This is a genomic window from Nocardia sp. NPDC004278 (assembly GCF_053602975.1).
In genome coordinates this window covers 65,082-82,620 of the sequence record NZ_JBSGEQ010000005.1, presented here as the reverse complement: position 1 = coordinate 82,620, position 17,539 = coordinate 65,082, and the positions used below count along the sequence as shown (strand labels likewise).

Sequence of the window (17,539 nt, the reverse complement as noted above, 5' to 3'; positions counted from 1 at the left end):
AGGCGCGATCAACGATGCACGGTCAGTACCGGTTCACTGACCAGCCCGAAACCGCGTAGCACGCCGAGCAGTTCTCGATGGCCGAATGCCTGGCACGCCGAAGCGAACCCGGTTCGTTTCGGCGGTGCCTGCAGCAGCGCGTTCGCGGCAAACGCCTGCAGCAGACCGGTCTGCTTGTAGTTGCAATTCCCGTAGATCACGCAGTGGGCACGGGCCAGCGGCCCGGACGCGTGCACGGAATCGAGCGAGGTATTGATGCGCGGATTCTCCCGCGGCGGCATCTCGTCCCGAACCAGGGCGGCCTGTTCGGCGAGGACGCGGTATTTCTCCTGCGCCGGAAGGTCTTTCACCTGTTCGACGACCGCCTGCACGATCTGCGGCACCCCCTGCATCAACGGCCGGTTGAACACACCACCGAGCACCCTTACATTCGCCACCCGCGGATCGCGCTTGAACCACACCGGATGTGAGGTGCCGCCCCAGGGCAGCGCGAGCCCGATCTCATGCTGTCCGGGCACCACCACGTCGTAGAGTCCAGCGTCCGCGGGCCACTCCACATATTGGTTCTGCTCGAGGTAGTAGGCCTTGGACAGCGCGGCATTGACCAGAATCGTCTTCGTGGATGCGACCGTCGGGAAACCCTTCCAGAAGACCTGGATATCGAGTGTGTCCAGGCCCGGGGTTTCCAGGCAGATATTCGCGGCGATCTCCCCCGTGGTGTACATCTGCGCGACTCCGGGTGCGAGCAGCAGACCCTGCGCGGCCATCTCGGCACCGTATTGCTCATCGCAGTCGATCAGCCAATCCTGTTCACCGGTGGTGTCGAGGTAGTGGGTCCCCGCGGCCGCACAGGCCCGCACCACCTCATGTCCGTACTGCGAGAACGGGCCGACGGTATTGCAGACAACGGCGGCGCCGCGAAACAGCTCGGTCAGTGGCCCGACCTCATGTGCGACTTCGACGACCTCGTGCTCGACGGTGTCGATGCCGGGAACCTTGTCGATTGCCTCTTGCAGCCGGGACTTGTCCCGGCCCGCGGCAACGAACGGAATATTGAACTCGCGCAGGTATTCACACACCAATCGGCCGGTGTATCCGGATGCGCCGTAGACGACGACGGGCTTATCGGTACTCATCAGATCTCGAACCTTTCGCTGTCTCGGAAACTCACATGCCCATGCCGCCGTCGACCGGCAGACCCGCGCCGGTAATGAACCGAGCGGCGTCGGAGGCGAGGAAGACCACCGCGTCGGCCATATCGGCGACCTCACCGAGGCGCCCCTGCGGGGTCTGCTCGACCACCGCGCCGACGGCGGCTTCCGCGCTGGGGAACAATCCGATCCGGGCGACATCGTCGGCGAGTTGGGCACCCATCTCGGTCGGGACGAGTCCGGGGTAGACACAGTTCACGCGCACGCCGTAGCCGAGCTTGCCGGACTCCATTGCTGCGACCCTGGTCAGCCGATCCACCGCGGACTTGGTCGCCGAGTAGACCGAAATACCTGGAAAGGCGATCGTCGCGGCGACCGAAGCAATGTTCACGATCGCACCACCCCGACCCGCCGCACCGCCCGGCCGCATCGCGCGCAACGCGTGTTTGATACCCAGTGCCGTGCCGAGCACATTCACCTCGAGCATCCGGCGCACCTGTTCCGGATCGAGATCGACAACGAGGCTGGTGATTTCGACTCCGGCATTGTTCACCACGATGTCCAGGCCGCCCAGTGCGGCGATAGTGTCGGTGACCGCCTGCGCCCAACGCGCGTCATCGGTGACGTCGAGGGGCACGAATTCGGCCGTCGCACCGGTCGCCCGCAACGCTTCGACGGTGTCCTTGCCGAGATCCTCGCGCACGTCGCCGATCGCGACCGCCGCCCCGGCACGGGCCAGCGCCTCGGCCATTCCGGCACCAAGCCCTCGCGCGCCGCCAGTTACCAGGGCCGTGCGCCCGGTCAGGTTGTACCCATTCATCGGGCATCTCCTCCTCGAGATGGTCCATTCGGCTTTCGGTCTCATCCGGCACTCCAACCCGATGCGACGTGGATCACAGTGTGCTCGCGTTCTTGACAACCGTCAAGATTTTCCGTGACAGTCGTCAAGATTTTCTTACACAATCGTCAAACCAGCTGGTCGCCTGATTCCGATACCGCGATACACTGGGCGAATTCACAAGATGCGGATGCGGGTGACGGAGAGAAGCCACGATGACCGAAATCGTCGAGACCAGGCGGAATCGCATCGCGCGCCGACAGGTCGATAAGTTCGGCGAGCGGCGCGCTCAGCTGGCCGCCGCGGCCCTGCACACCCTCGCCGAACTCGGCTACGCACGCACCAGCTTGCGAGAGATCGCACAGAAATCCGAGTTCACCCACGGGGTGCTGCACTACTACTTCAACGACAAGGTCGAGCTGATCACCCACGCGGTGCGGCAGTACGAGCAGGTGTGCGTCACCCGTTATGACGACATCGTCGCCACCGCGACAACGGCCGAACAGCTACGAAAGGACTTCGGCGCGGCGATGGCGACCACCCTGGACGCCGACGCACCGCTGCACCGGCTCTGGTACGACCTGCGCAACCAGAGTCTGTTCGAGGAGTCCTTCCGCGACGACGTGCTCGAGATCGACAGTCACCGCGAGGAGATGATCCGCAACGTCGTGGACCGCTTTGCAGAGTTGTCCGGACGCCCTCTCTTGATCCCCTCGACCACGGCCTACGCCATATTCGACGGCCTGTTCCAACAGGCACTGCTGCACAAACTCGCCGGGCAGGTCGATGCCGCCGACAATCTCCGCACCGAGGCCGCGGGTCTGCTGGACGTGGTGGTCGGACAGGGCAGGCCCTAGCCGGTCCCGCTGCGGCGCGTCGGCTCTCGTCTACGGAATCGTCAAACCTCACCCGAGATGATCAGGTCCACATGGTCACGAGTGCGATCGGCGGCGAAGTGGGCGTCTTCGGCGGCCATCCACCGCTCCCACAGCGGCAGCGTGTGCGCACCATCGCGATCGAGTCCGCGTGCCAGACACACTGCGCGCGGGGTGTCGATCCACACCGCCAGGGTCAATCGATCGCGGACGGCGGCCCGGGCCGCGGAGACGCCTTCGAGGACGAGCACGCCCCCGGGCGCGACGTCGTGCCATTCGGCAAGGGCTCGCTTGTTCCAGTCGTAGCGCTGGTATCGACCGGCGCGTCCATTGGCGATCGGCTGGAGCACCTGTTGCTCGAGCCGAGGCCACCACGGGAGCTCATTGTTCCCCTTGGCGAAGTCGTCGGTGTGCACGACCCGCGCATCACACCGCGCCGCCAAAGACGCTGCGAACGTTGACTTTCCGGCCCCACCCGGCCCGTCCACCGCCACCAGCCGCGTCGATCCGAGTCGCGCTGCACCGGCCGCGACCCGACCGACGATCTCCTCGATCGCCGGACTCGGCTCGCCCGGCGGCGCGGACAGAGGTAGGCCACTCGGTCGCGGTTCCGCGCCCATGACCAGCTAGGTCACAGTTCGTGAACGAGTTGCACCAGCGCGGTGAGCACACCCGGATCGGTTTCGGGCAGCACACCGTGCCCGAGGTTGAAGATATGACCGGCCGCACCCATGGTGATCGCCTCATCGGCCTCGTGCACGATGCGCCGCGCCTCGGCCTCGATCGCGGCGGATCCGGCGAACAGCACGGCGGGATCCAGGTTGCCCTGCAAGGCCTTTCCTGGTCCGACTCGGCGCACCGCCTCGGTCAGTGGCACCCGCCAGTCGACACCGACGACATCGGCGCCCGCCTCACCCATCGCACCGAGCAGTTCCCCGGTCCCGACCCCGAAGTGGATCCGGGGCACACCGGCCGCGGCGACCTCGGCGAAGACCCGCTCCGAATGCGGCAGCACGAATTCACGATAGTCGGCAAGCGACAGCGCACCGGCCCAGGAATCGAACAATTGCACCGCATCGACACCGGCGGTCAGTTGCGCCTGCAGGAACGCGACGGTGATATCGGTCAGGACGCCGAGCAGTTCGTGCCAGGTCGTCGGATCGGCGTGCATCATCGCCTTGGTCCGCTCGTGGTTCTTACTCGGACCACCCTCGACCAGATACGACGCGAGCGTGAATGGCGCACCGGCAAATCCGATCAGCGGCGTCTCGCCGAGCGCGTCGGTCAGCAGCCGCACGCCGTCGGTAACCGCGCCCACCTCTTCGGGCCGCAGCCGAGGCAGCGCCCGCACATCCGCGATGGTCCGCACCGGCGATGCGATCACCGGCCCGACACCGGCGACGATATCGAGGTCGATGCCCGCGGCCTTCAATGGAACGACGATATCGGAGAACAAGATCGCCGCATCGACACCGTGACGCCGGATCGGCTGCATGGTGATCTCACACACCAGCTCCGGATCGAAGCACGACTCGAGCATCCCGATGTCCTTGCGCAATTCGCGGTACTCGGGCAGCGACCGTCCGGCCTGACGCATGAACCACACCGGCCGACGGGTGGGTTCGGCGCCGGTGGCGGCGGCCAGAAACGGGGCATCGGTCAACCGGCGGCGGGTGTGAGTGCTCATCACCGCTATCGTATGCGGGCTCGCGCCCCGCCCCCGCGCGGCCGGGTGCCGGGTCACGGAAGGGCGATGTTCGCCCGCTCGGAGCGGGAATCCGGCGCGCCTCCGACCGCCCCGGGCGCACAAGGTCTACCGTCGGTTGCGTGACACCGCTCGACTTTCGCGACGGAGCCGCACCGACCGAAGGACCCAACGGCGAGCCAGCTCAGTTTCGCGCCGCGGTCGATGCGATGGGTACCGCAACTGTGCACCCTCGAATCGAGCTGGCACCGATCCGCCCCCCACAACGCCTGGCACCGTATTCCTATGCACTAGGCGCGGAAGTCACACATCCCGAAACCACTGTGGTACCGGTCGATTCCGAGGGCGATGCCTTCGGCAGGCTGATCCTGCTGCACGATCCCGACGGTGACGATGCCTGGCACGGTGTATTCCGTCTGGTCGCCTATATCCAGGCCGATATCGATGCCGCGCTCGCCACCGACCCGCTGCTGCCCGAGGTCGCCTGGAGCTGGCTGGTCGACGCGCTCGAGTCCCGTGGCGAGCCGTTCACCGCGCTCGGCGGCACCGTCACCTCCACCAGTTCGGTGCGCTACGGCGATATCGCCGGACCCCCGCGGGCGCACCAGTTGGAACTGCGCGCCTCCTGGACCGCGATGACCACCGAGATGCGCCCCCATGTGGAAGGCTTCTGCGAAGTACTCGCCTATGCGGCCGGTTTGCCGCCCGCCGGAATCACACATCTGCGGCCGGAGTCCTATACCAGCAACGACCACACCTGATCGCCACGTAAAGTTCAGGTTTATGTCGGTAGCAGACGAGTCCGAACCGAGTAACACAGCCGAAGACAGCACAGCCGAACCACTGCTCGTGCCTGCCGAAGGTGTGCCTCCCGTGCTCGTCACCGCCGCCGCGGTCGCCGATGCCGCCGCCCGCCTCGCCGCGGGCACCGGACCGCTGGCCGTGGACGCCGAGCGCGCCTCCGGATTCCGGTACTCGGCCCGCGCCTACCTCATCCAGTTGCGGCGCGCGGGATCGGGCACCTTCCTGATCGATCCGATCCCGGTCACCGACGCACTCGCACCGCTGGCCGAAGCGATCAACGAACTGGAATGGGTGCTGCATTCGGCGGACCAGGATCTGCCCGGACTCGCCGAACTCGGACTGCGGCCCGCGCGCCTGTTCGACACGGAATTGGGCGGCAGGCTGGCCGGCTTCGAACGCGTCGGACTGGCGGCGATGGTGGAGCGACTGCTCGGCCGCGCCCTGCGCAAGGGTCATGGCGCGGCCGACTGGTCCACGCGGCCGCTGCCCGAGGATTGGCTGAACTACGCGGCCCTCGATGTGGAATTGCTGCTCGAGCTGCGTGACGAGGTGGCCGCCTCGCTGGCGGCCCAACACAAGACCGACTGGGCGGCACAGGAATTCGAGCACGTCCGGATCACCGAACCCGGTACGCCGAAGGCCGACCGGTGGCGGCGCACCTCCGGCATCCACACCCTGCGCCGCGCCCGCCAATTGGCGATCGTGCGCGAACTGTGGAACACCAGGGACACCCTGGCCCGCACCCGCGACGTCGCACCCGCCCGCATCCTGCCGGACGCCGCGATCATCGCCGCCGCGAATGCCGAACCGCGCACCATCGCCCAGTTGCGCACGCTCCCGGTCTTCGGCGGACCCCGCCAGCGCCGCTACTCCCGCGACTGGCTCGCAGCTGTCGACCGCGGCCGCGGCCTGCCCGATACCGAACTGCCACCCTTGACCCAACCGTTCGACGGACCACCGCCGGTGAACCGGTGGGAGCGTCGCGACCCCGCGGCCGCGGCCAGACTGGCCAGGGCGCGCGCGGCAATGGGTGAGCTGTCCACCGAATACGCGATCCCGGTGGAGAATCTGCTCTCCCCCGACTTGGTGCGCAGATTGTGCTGGGACGGGCTGCCGGATTACGACCGAGTCGGCGATGCGGCGGATCTCTCGGCCGCGATCGATGGGTTCCTGAAATCGGGTGGCGCCCGGCCATGGCAGCGTGAACTCGCGGTTCCCGGGCTTACGGCCGCTCTGACGCCGACACCCGACGCATAGCCCCACGACCCGCTTCAGCCAGTGGGCACGTCATCGAGACGAGCGGATCGGCGGTTTCGCAGCCACCATCTACCTAGCGTCGATCGCTGATGCGCTGTCGCCGACGGGAAAGGTAGCGGCCGACGGATGTCGCCACCGCCGTCGCGGCAGGCACCTGGTCTCGCCGAGAACCCAGCTGCCGCTGGGCCTTCTACGACCACTCCCGCAACCGCGGCCGCACCTGGTGCTCTATGGATGCCGGTGGGATCCGGGTGAAAGTCGGTGCGTCGCATTGCCGTAACGCCGAACGCTGACTATCGGAACCGGATGGGCGCCGTGCGCTCAGCGCGCGTCGAGCCAGCCCGAGATGCGGCGGGCGATATCAGGAGCGGTCAGACCGAGTTCCTCGTGCACCTGATTGCGCGAGGCGTGATCCAGGAAGTGCTGGGGCACACCGAGATCGCGGGTGGGAACATCCAGACCCGCGGAGCGCAGCCGAGCGGAAACGGTGGAGCCGATGCCACCGTGCAGACCGCCGTCTTCCAGAGTCACTACGAGACGGTAGTTTTCGGCGAGTTTGACCACGGTATCCGAGACCGGCAGCACCCACCGGGGGTCGATGGCGGTGACCGAAATACCTTCCGGCTCCAGCAGATCCGCCACCTCCACCGCGGTCGAGGCGAAGGGCCCGACCGCGACCAGCAGCACATCACCGCGCTGCGCTCGGGCAGAGCCACCCTCACGCTCGGGCAGCCGTAGCACATCGACCCCATCGAGCCGCTCGACGGCCGAAATATCCTCGGCCACACTGCCCTTCGGGAACCGAATGGCAGTGGGTCCGTCGCTCACCGCCAGCGCCTCGGCCAATTCCTCGCGCAGCGTCGCCGCATCGCGCGGGGCCGCAACGCGCATACCCGGAATGATTCCGAGCACGGACAGATCCCACATCCCGTTGTGCGACGCGCCGTCCGGGCCGGTTATGCCGGCGCGGTCGAGCACCACGGTCACCGGCTGCTTCAACAGCGCGACATCCATCAGCAACTGATCGAACGCGCGGTTCAAGAACGTCGAATAGATGGCCACCACCGGATGCATACCGCCGAGGGCGAGTCCGGCCGCCGAGGCCATCGCATGCTGTTCGGCAATGCCGACATCGAACATCCGCTCCGGGAACCGTTCCCCGAAGGCCGCGAGGCCGGTCGGTCCCGGCATGGCCGCGGTGATCGCGACAATGTCATCGCGCTTCTCCGCATGCGCGATCAACTCCTGAGAGAACACCGAGGTCCAGCCGAGTGCCTTCGGCCCGCCGAGCGGGCGTCCGGTGAGCGGGTCGATCGGATCGCAGGCGTGCATCTGATCGGCGACGTGGTTCTCGGCGTGTGAGTATCCGCGCCCCTTCTGCGTCACGACATGCACAACGACCGGCCCGCCGAAGTCCTTCGCCCGACGCAGCGCCGCCTCCAACGCGGCGGTGTCGTGTCCGTCCACGGGGCCGACATACTTCAGTCCGAGGTCGCTGAACAGCTCCTGCGGGCTCACCGCGTCCTTGATCCCGGCCTTCACCGCATGGACCATCGAGTACGCGGATTCGCCGACGCGCGGGATGCTCTTGAGAATCCGCTTGCCCGCGTCCAGCGCGTGCTCGTAGGCAGGCTGGGTGCGCAGTGCGGTCAATCGGTCGGCAAGGCCGCCGATGGTCGGCGCGTAGGAGCGGCCGTTGTCATTGACCACCACGACAACCGGACGGTCCGGTGCGGCGGCGATATTGTTCAGCGCCTCCCAGCACATGCCGCCGGTGAGCGCGCCGTCGCCGACCACGGCGACCACATGCCGGTTCTGACCGGTCAGCGCGAACGCCTTCGCCAGGCCGTCGGCATAGGACAGCGACGCCGAGGCGTGTGAGGATTCGACCCAGTCGTGGGCGCTCTCGGATCGGCTCGGGTAGCCGGACAGTCCACCCTGTTTGCGCAGCGTGTCGAACTGATCCTTGCGGCCGGTGAGAATCTTGTGCACGTAGGCCTGGTGCCCGGTGTCGAAGATCAACGGGTCGGCCGGCGAGTCGAAGATCCGGTGCAGTGCGATGGTCAACTCCACCACACCGAGATTGGGGCCGAGGTGCCCGCCGGTGACGGCGACCTTCTGCACCAGGAACTCGCGAATCTCCTCCGCCAGTTCACCCAATTCAGCAACGGTGAGCCGTCGCAGGTCTTCGGGTGTATCGACCCGGGAAAGCACTCCCACGTGAACTCGCTCCCTCCGGATAGCGCATCTGATCCGATCAGTCTACGGAGCCGCTGCAGTGCCACCGCACGACAACAGCCCGCCACCAGCCGACTTCGCGCAGAAGTGTGAGCCTCCACACGAATCGCCAGCCCATTCCACGACACGCTCGGGCGGACGAGTCCGGCGACCGCAGTCAACGTTACCCAGCTTAGAGTGGACCCGTGGCCCTGCCCGAGCAGATGGTTCCGCAAACGGTCGACCCCGGTGTCGTGGCGCGCATAGTCACCGATGTCTACCAACTCTGTCGCGCCGACGACTCCGGAGATCTCGCCGACTACATTCCCGAACTGGCTGCGGTGCAACCGGATTCGTTCGGACTGTGCCTGGCCACCGCGGACGGACGAGTCTACGGCACCGGTGACGTCAACACCGAGTTCACCATTCAGTCGATCTCCAAACCCTTCACCTACGCGCTCGCACTGGCCGATCGAGGCATCGAGACCGTCGACGAGCATATCGATGTCGAACCCTCCGGCGACGCGTTCAACGAGATCAGCCTGGACCCGGTGACCGAGCGCCCGCGCAATCCGATGATCAACGCGGGCGCCATCACCGCGGCCGCACTGATCACCGGCCGCGACCCGGCCGACCGATTCGAGCGCATCCGGCACTGCTACTCCCGCTTCGCCGGGCGCATGCTCACCATGAACGAAGCGGTATACGCCTCGGAGGCGCGCACCGGTTTCCGCAACCGCGCCATCGGCTACATGCTGCGCTCGTTCGGCATCATCGAATCCGATCCGGACGAGGCGGTCGACCGGTACTTCCGGCAGTGCTCGATCGATATCACCTGCCGCGACCTCGCGCTGATGGCGGCCACGCTGGCCAATAACGGAGTCAACCCACTGACCAGGGAACGCGCCCTGACCGCCGTACTGACCGAACGCGTGCTCAGCGTGATGACCACCTGCGGCATGTACAACGCCGCGGGCGACTGGGTGACCACCGTCGGCCTACCCGCCAAGAGCGGTGTCGGCGGCGGCATCCTGGCGGTATTACCCGGCCAGATCGGCATCGCCGTCTACTCTCCCCGGCTGGATCGGCACGGCAACAGCGTGCGCGGTGTCACCGCCTGCCGCGCCCTGTCGGAGCGCCTCGAACTGCACTTCCTACACGTCACGCGGGCGGCGCGCACCGCGATCCGCGCCGCCTACTCGGTGGCCGAGGTGCCGTCGCGATTGCGCCGCACCACCGAGGAATTGGACCTACTCGCCGCGCACGGGCACCGGGCACGGGTCTACGAACTGCACGGCGACCTGTTGTTCGCCGGTGCGGAGCGGGCAGTGCGCGAGATCGAGGAACAGGCGCGGGAACTAGTGGCGCTGGTCGTCGACCTGCGCCGGGTCGACGAGGTGAGCACGATCGCGGTACAGATGCTCGACGCCCTGCAGACCGAACTCACCGCCGCTGGCTGCCGCGTCGCCATCGTCGACCCGGACGGCAAACTCGGCCATCTGGTCTCCAGTCTGGATCCGGCCGACCCGCGCGGGCTGGTGTTCGTCGATCGCGATACCGCCACGGAATGGTGCGAGGACATCGTCCTCGCACACCACCGGCCCGAGGACGAACGCGTGTGCACGTCACTGCCGATCGAGGACCATCCCGCACTCGCCGCGCTGGCTCCTGACGATCGGGCCCGGCTGGCCAAGGATTTCGAGGTGCGCACCATCGCACGCGGCGAGTTGATCGCCGAACGCGGCAGTAGACGCTCGGGGCTGTATCTGATCCTGGAGGGCCGAGTCCGGATCACCTTCGAAGGCACCAATGCCCGCCCCCTTCGCCTGATATCCCTGTCGGCCGGAATGTCGTTCGGCGAGGTTCCGATGCTCCTCCTTACGCCCTTTGTGAACGACGTCTGCGCGGAAACCGCAGTCCGCGTCGCGGTGCTCCGCCCCGAGCGGTTCGACACGCTCACCGAACAAGCGCCGCAGATCAAGCTCGCCCTGCTCGAACGACTCGCCGCGGACGCCTACGCACAGATGCACACAGCGGTGCGAGCGATCGCCGTCCGTGGCGGCGACTATTGAGGTGACCGTGGCCCGGGGACATTTCCGTGGCATCGACCGTTTCGCATCTGAAGCCATCAAGTCAGGAGACGCCGTGAGCAACAAGCAGTCCGACGACGACACCGGCACGGTCACTACCTTCGGGTACGGCACCGCTCGTGCCACCCCGGATCTCATGCGGGTCACCATCTCCATCGAGACCCGGGCCAGCAAGGTCGCCCTCGCCTACGGTCAGGCCGGTGAGCGCGTCGCCGCCGTCACCGATTCGCTGCGCTCCGACGGCATTGCGGGCACTGATATCGCCACCAGCGGGCTGTCGGTGCGCACCGAAACCGTCTGGGTGGAGGGCGGCGGCTCCAAGATCACCGGATACGTCGCGACCACCGACCTCACCGTTGTCCTGCGCGATATCGGCGAAACGGCCGATCCCGGCCCCGCCACGATCATCGCCAACTGCGTCGACGCCGGTGGTGACGATGTGCGCCTCGGCGGGCTCGGTCTCGGCTTCGCCGATCAGGAGAGCCTGCTCGCCCGGGCCCGCGATGCCGCATGGGACAACGCGCTCGCCAAGGCCCAGCAGTACGCGGGCCGCGCGCAGCGCACCCTCGGACCGGTCGTCGAGATCACCGAGAACACCACTTCCGCGGTGCCCACCGCGCCCCGGCTGATGGCGGTGGCGGCCCCCATGAACGAGGGCTTCGGCGGGGCACCGGTTCCGGTCGAGCTCGGCGAATCCGAAATCTCGGCGACCATCCGCGCGACCTGGCATCTCACTCGCGCTCTAACCTAACGCTTGCTTGGGTATAGTGAGGGCTTCACCTTTCTGGTTAGGGGTCCGCATGCCATTCGTGCTCATCGACAAACCGCGGCCGCAGGTCGCGCTGGTCACGCTCAATCGGCCGGAACGAATGAACGCGATGGCCTTCGATGTGATGATCCCGCTGCGGCAGGCTCTCGAAGAGGTCAGTGCCGATAACGAGGTGCGGGTCGTGGTGCTCACCGGGGCGGGCGAAGGCTTCTGTTCCGGCGCCGACCTGCAGAGCGCGGGCAAGGTGCCCAATACCGAGGGGCTGACCAAGACCAGCGTCGCCCGGCGCTCGATGGATCTGCTCAACGATGTGATGATCGCCCTGCGGCGGATGAACCAACCGGTCATCGGCGCGATCAACGGCGCGGCAATCGGCGGCGGATTCTGTCTCAGCGTCGCCACCGATATCCGAATCGCGGGCGAGGACGCCTACTTTCGCGCCGCCGGGATCAATAACGGCCTCACCTCAGCGGAATTGGGCATCAGCTATCTGCTGCCGCGCGCCATCGGCGCCTCGCGCGCCTTCGAAATCATGTTGTCCGGCCGGGATATCGACGCGGTCGAGGCCGAACGCATCGGTTTGGTCTCGCGCACCGTCCCGACCGCCAAACTCCTCGACACCTGCTATGACCTGGCCGAACGAATTATCAGCTTCAGCCGGGTCGGCACCGAACTCACCAAGCGCATGTTGTGGAGCGGTATGGAGGCCAGCGGCTTCGAATCCCATATGCAGCATGAAGGCATGTCCCAGCTCTACGTTCGCCTCACCACCGAGAACTTCGACGAGGCCATCCGTGCTCGCCGCGACCGCCGTCCACCCGTCTACGAGGACTGAGCCGAGCGCTGGCCGATGCCTCTGACCAGCAGTGTCACCGTATCGGCGCCCGCGTGGCGGTCCTTCGAGATCTCCAGATACTCAGGCGATTGCGCCCACGCGCGGAAGGACGGTTCGTCCGGGAACGACATCAGGACCACCTTTTCGCGATCGGAGTCGCCCTCGATCACCTGCGGGGATTCGTCGGAGGCCAGCAGGGTGCCGGAGTAGCAGGCGAATACCTCGAGGAAGCGCGTCTGATAGCGATCGTAAGCGGCGCGATCGGTGAATTTCAGCTGCGCTATGACGTATACGGTCATGGTGAGACTCTAGGCGGCGTAAGGATTTCTCGTACTGGCCTGGGTGGCCGGTTGCGGCCCGTGGCTCGACGGGCATGGCTTGAAATCGGCCCTACGTCAACCTGATCCGATCCGTTGCTGTCTGCCAGTCGGGTCGACGCGGCATGAAGCGCCGAATCCCCCGGCGTCAGCGCGAGGCGATGTTCAGCGTTCCAGCAGGGCGAGGCATTCGACGTGGTGGGTGGCGGGGAAGGCATCGAAGGCGCGCAGGTCGGCGAGCTGGTAGCCCGCTGCCTGGTAGAGGCCGAGATCGCGGGCGAAAGACGCCGGGTCGCAACCGACATGGATGATGCGGACCGGGCCGCTGGTGGTCACCGCGGTGACGACTTCCTTGCCCGCGCCCGCACGCGGCGGATCCAGCACAACCACATCCGGAGCGGCACTGCTGGCGTGTTCGGCCAGCCAGTGCTCGACGCGCTGGGCACGCAGGTCCAGCCACGGCAGATCCCGCAGGACCGCGGCGCCGTCGGCCACCGCGGACCGCGCCGATTCCACCGCGAGTACCGAGCCGGTCGGACCGACCTGGTCGGCGAGCCGGGCCGCGAACACCCCGACGCCGCTGTACAGATCCCACGCCCGCTCCCCGTGACCGAGTCCGGCCCACCCCGCGACCAGATCCGAATAGCATTGCGCCGCACCGCGATGCGCCTGCCAGAATCCGGTCGCGGACAGCTCCCACCGTCGCCCGGCCACGTACTCGACCGTCCGCCCACTACCCCCGAGCACCCACTCGTCCCGCGCCGCATGCGCCGCCGCACGCCGGGCCGAAGCCTGCCGCCGATCCCCCTCATGCTCCGCCGAACCGAGCTGATCGGCCCCGTGATCGCCGATCCCGTGCGCCCGACCGTGACCGCCGCTCCAATCGTCACCGCGATCCCACTCGCGGCCGTGTGATGGCCTTTCCCCACGATGATCCCGACCTGCCCCGCCGCGATCATCACCCCGGGACCGATCATGTCCGCCGTCTCGATCATCGATGCGGCGCCACTGCGGGTCACCGCTGCGATCGCCGCGACCACGACGCCCGTCCCGGCCCCGGCCCGCACCACGACGCCCGCCACGGTGGTCCCGATCGGCAGCACCACGCCGGTTCCCGCCACGCCCACCGCGCACCGCGGGTCGTTCACCCCCACGCTCAGCACGACCGGCCGGGGCCGACGGGGCCAGCTCGACGATATGCCGCATCCCATCGCCGTCCACCGCGATCACCAGATCCGCACCGGGCGTCCACAATCGATCGCCGATACCGTCCATCGCACCCGAAACAGGTTGCGGGCAGCGCAGATCGGTGATCACCTCGGTACTGCGATAGCCGTGCACGCCAGCTCGGCCGTTGGCGTCGACCGCCAACCGGACCCGGGTGCGCCAGCCGCCGGTGGTGTCGGCGGGATATCCGGCGATCGGCTCCACGGTGATATCGCGGTCGATTCCGGCGATGCGACGCAACTGTTCGGCGACCACCGCCGCCTTCAGTGCGCGCTGAGCCGCCGGGGTGGCGAAGGAGAAATCGCAACAGCCCGCGCCGCCGGGACCGGAGACCGGGCAGGTGGCCGGAATGCGGTCCGGGGATGCCTGCAGGATCTCGATCGCATCGGCCCGGCAGAACGAACCGCCGCGGTCCTCGGTGACCCGCACCCGCACCAGTTCATCGGGCAGCCCGTGCCGGACGAAGACGACCCGGCCCTCATGCCGGGCGACGCAGAATCCGCCGTGCCCGGGCGGCCCGAGCCGTACCTCGAAAGTCGTTCCGCGCCAGTCGGTCACCCTCGGTCCCCGTACCCACGTCGCACCGCGCCCGGTGCGTTCACCACACCCGCCTGCCTGGCCTTCGCGGACGAGGTCAGCTGCCACGGCACGCTCGTCACCATCACACCGGGCTCGAAGAGCAGCCTGCCCTTGAGTCGCAGGGCGCTCTGGTTGTGCAGAATCTGCTCCCACCAGTGCCCGACCACGTACTCCGGAATGAATACGGTCACCACATCGCGCGGCGAATCCCGGCGCACCCGCTTGACGTAATCCAGTACCGGCTTGGTGATTTCGCGATAGGGCGATTCGATCACCTTGAGCGGCACGGTGATATCGCTGCGTTCCCACTCCCGCACCAGCACCCTGGTGTCGGGCTCGTCGACGTTCACCGTCACCGCCTCCAAGGTGTCCGGACGAGTGGCGCGGGCATAGGCCAGCGCCCGACGCGTCGGCAGATGCAGTTTGGACACCAGCACGATCGAATGTGAGCGGCTCGGGAGCACTCCGTCCCACTCGTGCTCGTCGAGCTCACGGGACACCGAATCGTAGTGCCGACGAATGAGTTTCATCACGACGAAGATGGCCACCATGGTGCAGATCGCGATCCAGGCGCCGGCGAAGAACTTGGTGATGAGCACGATGACCAGCACCGTCCCGGTGGCGCTGAGCCCGATCGCGTTGATCACCCGCGAACGCATCATTCTGGCCCGCTGCGCGGGGTCGGTTTCGGTGCGCAGCAACCGGGTCCAGTGCCGCAGCATGCCGGTCTGGCTGAGCACGAACGAGACGAAGACGCCGACGATGTAGAGCTGGATGAGCTTGGTCACCTCGGCCCCGAACACCACCACGAACGCGACGGCCGCACCGGACAGGAACAGGATGCCGTTGCTGAACGCCAGCCGGTCACCACGGGTGTGCAACTGCCGGGGCAGGTACCGGTCCTGCGCAAGAATCGAACCCAGCACCGGGAATCCGTTGAACGCGGTATTCGCCGCGAGCACCAGAATCAGCGCGGTCACGGTGGTGATGAAGTAGAACCCGATCGGGAATCCGTGGAATACGGTCTCGGCCAACTGCGCGATCAGCGTCTTCTGGTGGTAGTCCGCGGGCGCACCGACCAGGTCGGATTCATTGTGCGCGTACACGATCCCGATCTTCTGGGCGAGGATGATGATGCCCATCAACAGTGCGATCGCGATGCTGCCGAGCATCAGTAGGGTAGTCGCGGCGTTGCGCGACTTGGGCTTCCGGAATGCGGGCACACCATTGCTGATCGCCTCGACACCGGTCAGCGCGGCACAGCCGGAGGAGAACGCCCGCGCGATCAGGAAGGTGAACGCCAGCCCGTAGAGGTGCTCGTCCTCGGCATTGAGCTGGAAGCCCGCCGATTCGGCGCGCAGATCGTCACCGAAGACGAAGATGCGCAATAGCCCCCATCCGAGCATCGCGAACATGCCGAAGATGAAGGCATAGGTCGGAATCGCGAAGGCGACACCGGATTCCCGGATGCCGCGCAGATTGATCGATGTCAGCACGACAATGGCGACGACGGCGAACAGCACCTTGTGCGTGGCGACGAACGGAATCGCAGACCCGATATTCGATGCCGCCGAGGAGATCGACACCGCCACCGTGAGCACATAGTCCACCAGCAGCGCACTGCCGACGGTGAGCCCGGCATTGGGCCCGAGATTCGTGGTGGCCACCTCGTAGTCGCCGCCACCGGAGGGGTAGGCGTGCACGTTCTGCCGGTAGCTGGCGACCACCACCGCCATCACGAATGCGACGGCCAGACCGACCCAGGGCGTGTACACGTAGGCCGAGATACCGGCCGCTGAAAGGACGAGGAAGATTTCTTCCGGCGCGTACGCCACGGAGGACATCGCGTCGGAGGCGAACACGGGGAGCGCGATCCGCTTCGGCAGCAGGGTATGGCCCAGCGCATCGCTACGGAAAGGCCTGCCCAGCAGCACACGTTTGGCTGCCGTCGTCAACTTGGACACTGGAGCGAGCATAGATCCCCGCAGGGTGGAGCGCTGCCCCGGCTGGCAGTGGCCGTATGTTTGGTCGGCGCGGGTAAGGGAAATTGGGGCTTGGGAACATCTGACGGGTACGGTTCCATGCCGGAGATAGCAAACCGAACGCCCCGCAGTGCGAGCTCATGGCCCGGAGGAGGAAGCTTGCATAAGCATGGAGGTCCTCCGAGTGCCGCTAATTGAACACGGTTCCAGGAACGAGGTTGCACGGTGTACGTAGTGATCATGGGTTGCGGACGAGTCGGCTCATCGCTGGCACGCGCCCTGGTCCGGGTCGGCCATGAGGTCACCGTGATCGACCGGGACCAAAGCGCCTTCCTGCGCCTCGGCGAGGACTTCCCCGGTGAGCGGGTGATCGGGGTCGGCTTCGACCGGGATGTGCTGACCCGCGCCGGAATCGAGCGGGCCGACGCCTTCGCCGCGGTCTCCTCCGGCGACAACTCCAACATCATCTCCGCGCGGGTGGCCCGCGAAATGTTCGGCGTGCAGCGCGTGGTCGCGCGCATCTACGACGCCAAACGCGCCGCCGTCTACGAGCGTCTCGGCATTCCGACCATCGCCACCGTGCCCTGGACCACCGACCGCTTCCTGACCACCCTGATCGGCGACGGCGGCACCACCACCTGGCGCGATCCGACGGGCACCGTCGCGGTGGCCCAGTTGATCCTGCACGAGGACTGGTACGGCCGTACCGTGCGTGATCTGGAGCAGAACACCGGCGCCAGGGTCGCGTTCATCATCCGGTTCGGCCAGGGCCTGCTGCCCGAGAGTAAGACCGTGGTCCAAGCCGACGACATCGTCTATGTCGCCGCGACCTCCGGCTCCGTCGGCGAGGCCGTCGCCTTGGCCGGTAAGCCCCCAGCAAGCGAGGACTGAAC

At 66.9% G+C, this 17,539-nt stretch carries 15 protein-coding genes and 1 pseudogene; 8 read left to right on the top strand and 8 right to left on the bottom strand.

All coding sequences use genetic code 11. The annotated features are described in order from the left end of the window. Positions 1–8 precede the first annotated feature (8 nt). On the bottom strand, positions 9–1,136 hold the full coding sequence (locus ACWEO2_RS09570; protein ID WP_452404904.1) for a DUF5938 domain-containing protein: 1,128 nt from the start codon (positions 1,134–1,136) through the stop codon (positions 9–11). 31 nt (positions 1,137–1,167) lie between these two features. After that, a complete protein-coding gene (locus ACWEO2_RS09565) occupies positions 1,168–1,971 on the bottom strand; it encodes an SDR family NAD(P)-dependent oxidoreductase (RefSeq protein ID WP_452404903.1) in 804 nt (267 codons plus the stop codon). Between the two features lie 233 nt (positions 1,972–2,204). Here ACWEO2_RS09565 and ACWEO2_RS09560 point away from each other — a divergent pair, with 233 nt between their 5' ends. Further along, positions 2,205–2,846: a TetR/AcrR family transcriptional regulator gene (locus ACWEO2_RS09560; RefSeq protein WP_452404902.1), complete on the top strand. Its 642-nt coding sequence runs from the start codon at positions 2,205–2,207 to the stop codon at positions 2,844–2,846. A gap of 41 nt (positions 2,847–2,887) precedes the next feature. Here the strand turns inward: ACWEO2_RS09560 and ACWEO2_RS09555 are convergent, their stop codons facing one another. Next, on the bottom strand, positions 2,888–3,484 hold the full coding sequence (locus ACWEO2_RS09555) for a uridine kinase family protein (RefSeq protein WP_452404901.1): 597 nt from the start codon (positions 3,482–3,484) through the stop codon (positions 2,888–2,890). An 11-nt stretch (positions 3,485–3,495) separates the two neighbouring features. Then, a complete protein-coding gene (hemE, locus tag ACWEO2_RS09550) occupies positions 3,496–4,551 on the bottom strand; it encodes a uroporphyrinogen decarboxylase (protein WP_452404900.1) in 1,056 nt (351 codons plus the stop codon). A 227-nt stretch (positions 4,552–4,778) separates the two neighbouring features. On the opposite strand from hemE, the gene ACWEO2_RS09545 reads away from it, so the two are divergent. From ACWEO2_RS09545 to ACWEO2_RS09535, 3 genes and pseudogenes are all read left to right on the top strand, one after another. Then, a complete protein-coding gene (locus ACWEO2_RS09545) occupies positions 4,779–5,330 on the top strand; it encodes a DUF3000 domain-containing protein (protein WP_452405128.1) in 552 nt (183 codons plus the stop codon). A gap of 22 nt (positions 5,331–5,352) precedes the next feature. Then, positions 5,353–6,630 carry an HRDC domain-containing protein gene (locus ACWEO2_RS09540; RefSeq protein ID WP_452404899.1) on the top strand — a complete coding sequence of 426 codons (1,278 nt, stop codon included), beginning with the start codon at positions 5,353–5,355 and terminating at the stop codon, positions 6,628–6,630. A 179-nt stretch (positions 6,631–6,809) separates the two neighbouring features. Then, positions 6,810–6,923, top strand: a pseudogene (locus ACWEO2_RS09535) (CGNR zinc finger domain-containing protein); the annotation flags it as partial. Positions 6,924–6,951: 28 nt separating this feature from the next. Here ACWEO2_RS09535 and dxs read toward each other — a convergent pair. Continuing rightward, positions 6,952–8,850: a 1-deoxy-D-xylulose-5-phosphate synthase gene (dxs, locus tag ACWEO2_RS09530; protein WP_452404898.1), complete on the bottom strand. Its 1,899-nt coding sequence runs from the start codon at positions 8,848–8,850 to the stop codon at positions 6,952–6,954. Positions 8,851–9,071: 221 nt separating this feature from the next. On the opposite strand from dxs, the gene glsA reads away from it, so the two are divergent. From glsA to ACWEO2_RS09515, 3 genes are all read left to right on the top strand, one after another. Then, positions 9,072–10,919 carry a glutaminase A gene (gene glsA / locus ACWEO2_RS09525; RefSeq protein WP_452405127.1) on the top strand — a complete coding sequence of 616 codons (1,848 nt, stop codon included), beginning with the start codon at positions 9,072–9,074 and terminating at the stop codon, positions 10,917–10,919. A 73-nt stretch (positions 10,920–10,992) separates the two neighbouring features. Continuing rightward, positions 10,993–11,688 (top strand): SIMPL domain-containing protein, encoded by a 696-nt coding sequence (locus ACWEO2_RS09520; RefSeq protein ID WP_452404897.1) that lies wholly within the window; start codon positions 10,993–10,995, stop codon positions 11,686–11,688. Positions 11,689–11,737: 49 nt separating this feature from the next. After that, positions 11,738–12,541 (top strand): enoyl-CoA hydratase, encoded by an 804-nt coding sequence (locus tag ACWEO2_RS09515; RefSeq protein ID WP_354950547.1) that lies wholly within the window; start codon positions 11,738–11,740, stop codon positions 12,539–12,541. On the opposite strand, the gene ACWEO2_RS09510 is transcribed toward ACWEO2_RS09515, so the two are convergent. The 3 genes from ACWEO2_RS09510 to ACWEO2_RS09500 form a co-directional block, all read right to left on the bottom strand. Then, positions 12,529–12,840: a DUF1330 domain-containing protein gene (locus tag ACWEO2_RS09510; RefSeq protein WP_452404896.1), complete on the bottom strand. Its 312-nt coding sequence runs from the start codon at positions 12,838–12,840 to the stop codon at positions 12,529–12,531. The genes ACWEO2_RS09515 and ACWEO2_RS09510 overlap by 13 nt on opposite strands. Before the next feature lie 183 nt (positions 12,841–13,023). Continuing rightward, the gene (locus tag ACWEO2_RS09505; protein ID WP_452404895.1) at positions 13,024–14,643 is read right to left on the bottom strand and encodes a class I SAM-dependent RNA methyltransferase; all 1,620 of its coding nucleotides are present in this window, start codon (positions 14,641–14,643) and stop codon (positions 13,024–13,026) included. Beyond that, the gene (locus tag ACWEO2_RS09500) at positions 14,640–16,628 is read right to left on the bottom strand and encodes an APC family permease (RefSeq protein WP_355178404.1); all 1,989 of its coding nucleotides are present in this window, start codon (positions 16,626–16,628) and stop codon (positions 14,640–14,642) included. Before ACWEO2_RS09500 ends, ACWEO2_RS09505 begins: the two co-directional genes overlap by 4 nt. 243 nt (positions 16,629–16,871) lie before the next feature. Here ACWEO2_RS09500 and ACWEO2_RS09495 point away from each other — a divergent pair, with 243 nt between their 5' ends. Next, positions 16,872–17,537 carry a potassium channel family protein gene (locus ACWEO2_RS09495; RefSeq protein ID WP_354950541.1) on the top strand — a complete coding sequence of 222 codons (666 nt, stop codon included), beginning with the start codon at positions 16,872–16,874 and terminating at the stop codon, positions 17,535–17,537. Positions 17,538–17,539 lie beyond the last annotated feature (2 nt).